The organism is Pantoea sp. S61 (genome assembly GCF_016625145.1).
GTDB lineage: Bacteria > Pseudomonadota > Gammaproteobacteria > Enterobacterales > Enterobacteriaceae > Pantoea > Pantoea rwandensis_B.
Map to the genome: position 1 here is coordinate 1 of NZ_JACVUO010000046.1, position 7,592 is coordinate 7,592.

Sequence of the window (7,592 nt, forward strand, 5' to 3'; positions counted from 1 at the left end):
TGAGAGTTTACTCACTTAGTCGCGTGTCCACTATTCGCGGGTAGGATCAATATACCCGCAGGGAGTTCAGATGCAAAATCATCTCATGTTGCTCCTCTTAAAAGTACAGAGAGTGCAAACTGGCAAAGTTTTTAACTAAAGATGATCTTGCTAAAGGGTTTTGATATTGGATATCGATGATTTTCTGAGACACGGTAACGACCACCGTGAGTTAATGACGAAGTTTGAACAGATTAATGCGCTACTTCATCAACTAACTGACGGCGACTACCTCTCGCTGGAAGTATATATGAATAACTGTAATCACCTCCGCGAGCAGATTAACCGTGCTATGGCACTGACACGAAATCGTGATTTTGAAGAGTATCTGATAAAGAATGACACTTCGTTATACTATAACTTGCAAAGTGTAATGTTGGCGGTGCGCTTACTTAAAAATTTCCTAGAAAACATAGCTAGCACTGTTAAATATTCGCAACTGGAAACTGACTGATCACATTGTTGATGGACTGCTATGCCACAGTAGTCCATATTTTAACTTATTAAATTTTCACTGAACAAAGCTCGATTTATCACGATTAACTACGATCTTTTCCATTTGTCATCAAGTTTAAACCTGGGCATGGTGCTGCTGAGAGATGTGATGCGCACGCGTTACGTGAATGAAGAAATTCAGTTTCATATCACATAAACGCATATGGAATTTGGTGGATTAAACAGAGAGTTATATGTGTTATCCATTAGATAAAAATTCACACGAACCTGTTTTAAATCAAGTTAATCAAACTTTCTTTTGAAGATAATCTTAGCCTGAGACAAATTAAAAACGAGTTCTATGGTTTCACATCTGTCTATAACTCAAAAAGTACTGAATACGAAAAATCGCTGCTAACTAAAAAAGGGAAACTATGTCAAACTTATCTTCTACATATAAGGCACCATCCTTGCTAAAAAGATTGCTTGGTCCAGCATTAATGCCGAACCGGTTTGATTTGAGACATGGCATAAACGGAGCTCGAATCATTGCAGGAATGTTTTACTTTCCTCATTTATTATCGAAACTTCGTGACCTTTCAGGTTCAGCCGACTTTTTCGCAAGTGCTGGTTTGCACCCAGCATGGTTGTTTTTAACACTGGCAATAATCGTTGAAGCGTCCTCAGGAATCGCACTGGTGCTTGGCCTGTTTACTCGCTGGGCAGGACTGCTGTCTGCGGGAGCCATGGCCGTTGCCATATATGCAGTGTTTGCGACAGACGGGATTGGCTGGTACTGGGCTGGCGGAGGAGTTGAATATCTTGTATTCTGGGGATTGTTATCGATTGCAATTAGCTATGACGCTTGGAATCGTTGAGGATCCACTCTTCCCAATAATACCTCTCTATATGATTACTTCGGCGGTCTTAAAGATCGCCAGTTCATTCTATTGTTTTTATTTAGTGTGCTTGGGTAATTAAGTATACCCTGGTCGTTCTATAAATTGGTTGAATGTTTTATGAGTATTTTAATTTCACTACGAAAAAATCATGATTAGACGACTTCAGGGCTACTGCGATATTTTAAATATCAGACTAAGTTTCTGATAAGTAGACATTATGAGGGGAAAGTATTTCTCTAATCTGTCATCACTCTTCAGTGATGACTTCATTATGCTGATGCTGCTGGCATTGCGCTTAGCAGAATTGGTTGATCATCGAGAGCAACATCGGTTTCAGGTTGCTCAACTCTTCCAGGTGCGCCAGCGACAGCGACTCGAGCAGTTGCTCCGCTTCCTCTGTTAATTGCAAAAAAGTTCTACGCTGATCGGTTGGATCCGACTTGCGCATTACCAAACCGGCCTCCTCTAAACGACTAAGTAAGCCTGACGCACTGTGTGGTTTTAACATCAGACGTTCTGCCACATAACCCACCGTGGCATTGCCTGGAGCAGTGCCACGAATCGACAGCAGGGCTTGATGTTGTTGCGGCGTTAATCCTACGTTGCGTGCCTGAGTTTCACTGAAGGCCATAAACGTCCTCAAGGTGGCTCGGAAGTCTGCCAGCAGTGTGTAATCGGCATCGTTCATTTTGTTGGGCTGTGACATGTTGAAAACCTTTCAGTATTGAATTTGTATCGCATTGCGATGTAAATTGCGCGTTTCGATAATGTAACGAGGAGCAACAAGATGCGGGACACGTTGTCCGATTCCCCACATCGGCCCAGACTTTCTGACCACACTGTAACGAAGCGTGTGATTATACTCGCGCTGATGGGCATTCTGATAGGAACCGGCGGCGCGTTTGGTGCCATTGTGCTGCTGCACCTTATCGCCTTGATGACCAATTTATTCTGGTATCAGCAGTTCTCGTTCGTCGAACACGTGATGCCTGGCAATGCTGGGGCGCTTCATATCATTGCGGCACCGGTACTGGGCAGTTTGATCATTGGTGTCATGGCACGTTTTGGTTCGGAAAAAATTCGCGGCCACGGCATTCCAGAAGCGATTGAAGCTATTCTTTATAGCGAAAGTAGGATGTCACCCAAAGTGGCCGTGCTTAAACCGCTCTCTTCGGCGGTGTCGATTGGCAGCGGGGGGCCGTTTGGTGCGGAAGGGCCGATCATCATGACCGGCGGCGCAATCGGATCCCTGTTTGCGCAGTTATTTCATCTCAGCGCAGCCGAACGCAAGACCTTGCTGGTGGCCGGAGCTGCAGCTGGCATGACTGCCATCTTTAATGCACCTATCGCGGCGGTGTTGCTGGCGCTGGAAGTGCTGTTGTTTGAATGGAAGCCACGCAGCTTTATTCCGGTAGTCAGCGCAGTGCTTGTCTCCTGGTGCTGGCGAAATGCGCTGATTGGTACTGGCGCCATTTTTCCTTTCTACTGGATGTCTCAATTGCAACCAATGCAACTCATCATCGCGGTGGGTATTGGTGCTCTGACGGGCCTGATCGCCGTGGCCCTGTCTAAAAGCCTGTATCGGCTGGAAGAGTGGTTTCATCATTTACCTGTCCATTGGATGTGGTGGCCCGCGCTGGGGTCAGTGATTGTTGGCCTAGGCGGCATTATTCAACCTCGCGTGCTGGGCGCGGGCTACGCCAGTATTCAAAGCCTGTTAGATGGCACGCTCGCAATCAACATCATCATTTCACTGCTGCTGGTAAAAAGTATCGTCTGGCTGGTATCACTGAGTTCAGGCACTTCCGGCGGAGTGGTGGCACCTTTGCTGATAATGGGTGGCGCGGTGGGTGCAGTGGCAGCACATCTGGTTCTAGGTTACGGCGGCATGCTGGTGATGGCGGGTATGGCCGGGATTCTAAGCGGGGCAATGCGTGCACCGCTTACGGGAACGCTGTTTGCGGTAGAAGTAACAGGGCATTTTCATCTGCTACCCGTGGCATTGGGGGCTGCCGTGGCATCTTATGCAGTGAGCGTGTTGATGATGCCGCGTTCCATCTTCACCGAACGTCTGGCGCGTCGAGGGCATCACATCGTGCAGGAGTATGCCACCGACACGCTGGAAACCACTAAAGCACGGCAGATCATGACTGCCGAACCGGCGTCCTTGCCAGCCAGCATGCCGCTGCATCAGGTGATATCCGTTATGAGTGATTTGCATGCGCATCATCATTATCCCGTGGTGGATGCGCATGGCCAATTTATCGCGGTGGTATCGCGTAAAGAGATGATTCATTGGCAGCTTCAGGAGCGTGCGATGGATATCAGCTTGCAAGAGTTACTCAGCGACCAACCACCATTTAGCGCCCATCCAGACACCTTGTGTAGCCATATCGCGGATCACTTATTCAGCGAGGAGGTGGGCATGGTGGTGGTCACCGATATTGAGTCAGGGAAGGTGAAAGGGGTTATCACCCGTCATGATATTTTCCGCGTGCGCTATCTGGCGCAGAAGGCCGAAAGTCATAAGATGAAATATCTGCGATTGCGCAAAACGGATTACTGATATTCAGTCCAATGTGTTTTGAATGTCTGGTGACAGTCCGTTCCAATTGACTGGCATTACTCATCAATACAGGACAGGGCGATTTCTCAGAGGGTGGGTTACTGACACTGGCTGGGGATACCCTGTCGCTGGTTTGAATTACCGGGGATGAAGGCAGGTTTATGATCCTATTATTTGATAAATAAGTCTTGAATAAAGACTGGAACCTGGCTCTTCTGCAGGAATGTTTGCTGCATCAGTTTTAATTTCGGAACTTATTGCTTTCATCGTCTCGCATGATCCCTTCGCACATGTATGAGTTCAGCCAAAGTGATCACAGGCCGAAGGAGTAACTGCAGACTGCCTGCCACAAATAACCATGTTCCGTTGTTCATCATCGAATTATAAAAAAAGAAAACGCTTCCAATCAGAAACCACATCGCGATTAACAGATCATTAAACGCACCTAGCGCCCGGTAGCGCCGCTCTACAATAATGTGATCCGTTCCGATATCTATCTCAGCTTTGCGCTTTAGCATATTCTCTCCATGACTTATCGAAATTTAGTTCTAAATAAGTTTAGCACTTCAAATGAGACGGATAAGCGTTAGCAAAGGCGCTGTCTGTGCAAATCCTATAAAGGCTGTATAGGGACTTTAACAAAACTTTTTCCTGCGTATTGAGAGGTGTTTCATCACTTCCTAAGTCAATGCCTCCGTTATCCACAATGCGAGTGCTTTGGTCACCACCTTATGTTCATACTTACTGAATACATAAGAGCACTACGTGCGAAATATGATGCTCCATGATTCCTCTGCGATGACTGATGGCAAGTTTACTTAACCTTGGGAAGCGTCCAGGCAGGCTGTTGAGAATTTTAATGTGGCAACATCCAACCGATTTTTCTAAGCCATGTGGCTTCTCATTTAAATATATGAACCAGACCTGACTTTGTACTTCATTTTTCGAGTAGGTCAGATATAAGTTGACATGCCTAAACCGTTCAACTGGTTAGTTTTAGGTTTTAAGTTCTGGTTAATTCCAAAATTGGTTGTTTAGCAGTTAAAAGTTCCAGTATTCGTACAATGTACGAGATTTGAAGTCATTTATCTACATCAATAAATCTGAATGAGGTTGTCAATAACGGGGGGTTTTACCGTTTGCTGTGCCCGCTATCATGTGTCATGTCAAAAGCACATTGAAAAAATTAAGATCCTGAACAGACAGATGACCGGCATAGACGGCGTGGGAACGAGGCATTCCTATTCAGAGACAGAATATAGCTCGGACGCTGGCGTAAAAAGCTCCATGAAACGTCTCAGTCAAGGTGAGGAGGCCTTGATGTCGCAATCATTGCTGCTGAGAAAATGTCGATGGTTAAGCGGTATGTCACCTCTGCCTGGGATAAAACGGTATAGCAGTGCTGTGTTGTTTAAATAGCGATAAGTCATGAGGTCGGAGTCATGAATCAAGTAACGTCTTCGGTATCAAGAGCGAGAAGTGAACGAACGGTAGAGCAAATACTGGAAGCAGCGTCAGACCTTATCCGCAATGAAGGCCTTCATGCCTGTACGCAGAGGGCAATTGCCGGTGAAGTGGGGATCTCGCCCGGCACTGTGACCTGGCATTTCAAAACGCTGGATGACCTGCACGATGCGGTTATCAGAAGGGCTGTAGAAGATTTTAAATCGGAGACGTTGAGATGGTTCAACGAGTGTTATCCGGACAGGCCGGAAGTGCAGTTAACCCGGTTTTTACTTTGGACCCTGCAGCAGCATGAACGGCTATTAAGGGAGTATGAACTTTTTGTAGCGGCTGTCGCCCGTCCCCGACTGAGAGAGGGAGCAATGCAATGGCTCAGGACGCATAGCCTGATCCTGCAGGAACGTTACGGGCTAAGTGCAGCGCGTGCGGACGCGGTTGTGGCATACACAGACGCATGGCTACTGAGGGGCCTTCTCAGTAACGGCTCGGAAAAGCCTGACGGGTCTATGACTGAGCGAGTGTTTTACACAATGATGCAGCCTGATTGATCAGGCTCAGATGAAAAATCGCTTCAAGAGAAGTTGACTTTAATCAGTAACCCAGTTCTGGCTTCCAAACGATCAGATAGTCATTTCACTCACTATTTCCATCTAACAGAGACGTACAAATGAAGCAAAAATATAAATTTCTGAACTTAAGTGCGCTGTCCCTTTTGCTCATCAGTGGCATGACGCATGCCGCCGTGTCGCCAGAAAAGCTTTCTCTTGATGAGCTTTACCACCGCGCACTGAAGGAAGGTAATGAGGTGACCGTTTATGCTGGTGGTGATACAGCAGGTCAGCAGGATGGTATTAAAAATGCGTTTGAGAAACGTTTTCCAGGCATCAAGCTCAATGTCATCGTAGATTACAGCAAATTTCACGATGCAAGAGTAGATAACCAACTGGAGACCAATACTCTTGTGCCAGACGTGGTCCAGCTGCAGACACTGCAGGACTATCCACGCTGGAAACAGGAAGGCGTACTTCTGGACTACAAAACCCGCGAATGGGACAAGATCTATCCTGCATTTAGGGATAAAGACGGTGCATGGACAGGTGTTTTCGTGGACGCTTTTTCCAATGTGGTGAACACAAAGGCTCTGCCTCAGGATCAGTGGCCGACAGAGGCAAAAGATTACCTGAACCCTTCCCTCAAGGGGAAAATTGTTGTGACCTGGCCAAACGACGACGATGCCGTGCTGTTCTGGTTTAAGCAGGTTGTAGATCAATATGGTTGGGGCTATGTGCAGAAATTTGTAGAGCAGTCGCCTCAGTTGGTAAGAGGCACGCAGGCACCAGCCGATGATGTTGAGAGTGGGAAAGCCGTTGCCACCTTCTCAACCGATGGCAGTCTGGTTCCGGATGAAAAAGCAAACTCACGCTTTGTTCTTCCGAAGCATGATCCCTTCGTGTCCTGGGCTCAGCGTGCTGCCATCATGAAAGCGGCGAAACACCCTGAAGCCGCTAAGCTCTATCTGAACTGGCTGACGGATAAAGATACCCAGCAAAACATCTGGTATATGTGGTCTGTAAGAACAGATGTAACCCCGCCAAAAGGCTACAAGCACATCTGGGAATACAAGAATACCAACCCTGCTGCTTTTGTGAACTTTATGCAGGACAGAGCGGCCGTTGAGCGTTTCCGATCACAAATGGGGCTCTATTTTGGCGAAGTCAAAGGCGATCCTTCTCCAGGTTGGTTAGGCCTGCACCCAACCGAAGCGCTTAAGCACTAAGGGACAAATAACGATAATGCACAGCAATATTTATCCCTTTGTATATAAAGCATATGTTTTTGATTATGATGGTTTTGTCGCTCGAGTAACCTTCATTTCAGAAACTGAAATTAACTTTGAGGTGCTTTTCGGACCAGCAAAAGGGAGCGTTGGAAATGCTACCTACTCGACCCAGCAGGTATCTGAAACGCAGTATCTGATCACCTGGCAGGAAGAGGACGGCGGAACTGTGGTGCATCTGGACGATTTTGTAAAAGGACAGTCCTATTCGCACTACACAAACGCGCGACACGAGTTCTTTGTCATGAATGGCAGTATCTGTGAAGTAATAGCATAAAAGTGTACCCTGTATCTCATATGTATTAGTCGCGACTTGATCTGACATATGGCCTTGAAAGGTTGAGAGTTA

Annotated in this window: 8 protein-coding genes; 6 read left to right on the top strand and 2 right to left on the bottom strand. The window is 46.8% G+C overall.

What is annotated here, in order from left to right:
* The first annotated feature begins 166 nt into the window (after nucleotides 1-166).
* Together IAE30_RS29690 and IAE30_RS29695 are read left to right on the top strand one after the other, a co-directional pair.
* Complete coding sequence (locus IAE30_RS29690) at nucleotides 167-493, top strand: hypothetical protein (protein ID WP_200539289.1); 327 nt, start codon at nucleotides 167-169, stop codon at nucleotides 491-493.
* Nucleotides 494-908: 415 nt separating this feature from the next.
* Nucleotides 909-1,352, top strand: coding sequence for a DoxX family protein (locus tag IAE30_RS29695; protein ID WP_200539288.1), 444 nt, complete (start codon nucleotides 909-911; stop codon nucleotides 1,350-1,352).
* Between the two features lie 319 nt (nucleotides 1,353-1,671).
* Here IAE30_RS29695 and IAE30_RS29700 read toward each other — a convergent pair whose 3' ends face one another.
* Nucleotides 1,672-2,082 carry a MarR family winged helix-turn-helix transcriptional regulator gene (locus IAE30_RS29700; RefSeq protein WP_200539287.1) on the bottom strand — a complete coding sequence of 137 codons (411 nt, stop codon included), beginning with the start codon at nucleotides 2,080-2,082 and terminating at the stop codon, nucleotides 1,672-1,674.
* Between the two features lie 147 nt (nucleotides 2,083-2,229).
* On the opposite strand from IAE30_RS29700, the gene IAE30_RS29705 reads away from it, so the two are divergent.
* Entirely contained in the window at nucleotides 2,230-3,942 is a 1,713-nt protein-coding gene (locus tag IAE30_RS29705) for a chloride channel protein (RefSeq protein WP_370585645.1), read from the top strand.
* A gap of 263 nt (nucleotides 3,943-4,205) precedes the next feature.
* Here the strand turns inward: IAE30_RS29705 and IAE30_RS30330 are convergent, their stop codons facing one another.
* Entirely contained in the window at nucleotides 4,206-4,460 is a 255-nt protein-coding gene (locus IAE30_RS30330; protein WP_200539521.1) for a YrhK family protein, read from the bottom strand.
* 924 nt (nucleotides 4,461-5,384) lie between these two features.
* Between IAE30_RS30330 and IAE30_RS29715 the strand changes: the two genes are divergently transcribed.
* The 3 genes from IAE30_RS29715 to IAE30_RS29725 all read left to right on the top strand — a co-directional run bounded on the left by IAE30_RS29715 (nucleotide 5,385) and on the right by IAE30_RS29725 (nucleotide 7,520).
* Nucleotides 5,385-5,954 carry a TetR/AcrR family transcriptional regulator gene (locus tag IAE30_RS29715; RefSeq protein ID WP_200539523.1) on the top strand — a complete coding sequence of 190 codons (570 nt, stop codon included), beginning with the start codon at nucleotides 5,385-5,387 and terminating at the stop codon, nucleotides 5,952-5,954.
* 119 nt (nucleotides 5,955-6,073) lie between these two features.
* Entirely contained in the window at nucleotides 6,074-7,183 is a 1,110-nt protein-coding gene (locus tag IAE30_RS29720) for an ABC transporter substrate-binding protein (protein WP_200539530.1), read from the top strand.
* Between the two features lie 16 nt (nucleotides 7,184-7,199).
* Nucleotides 7,200-7,520 carry a hypothetical protein gene (locus IAE30_RS29725; RefSeq protein ID WP_200539532.1) on the top strand — a complete coding sequence of 107 codons (321 nt, stop codon included), beginning with the start codon at nucleotides 7,200-7,202 and terminating at the stop codon, nucleotides 7,518-7,520.
* Nucleotides 7,521-7,592: the final 72 nt, after the last annotated feature.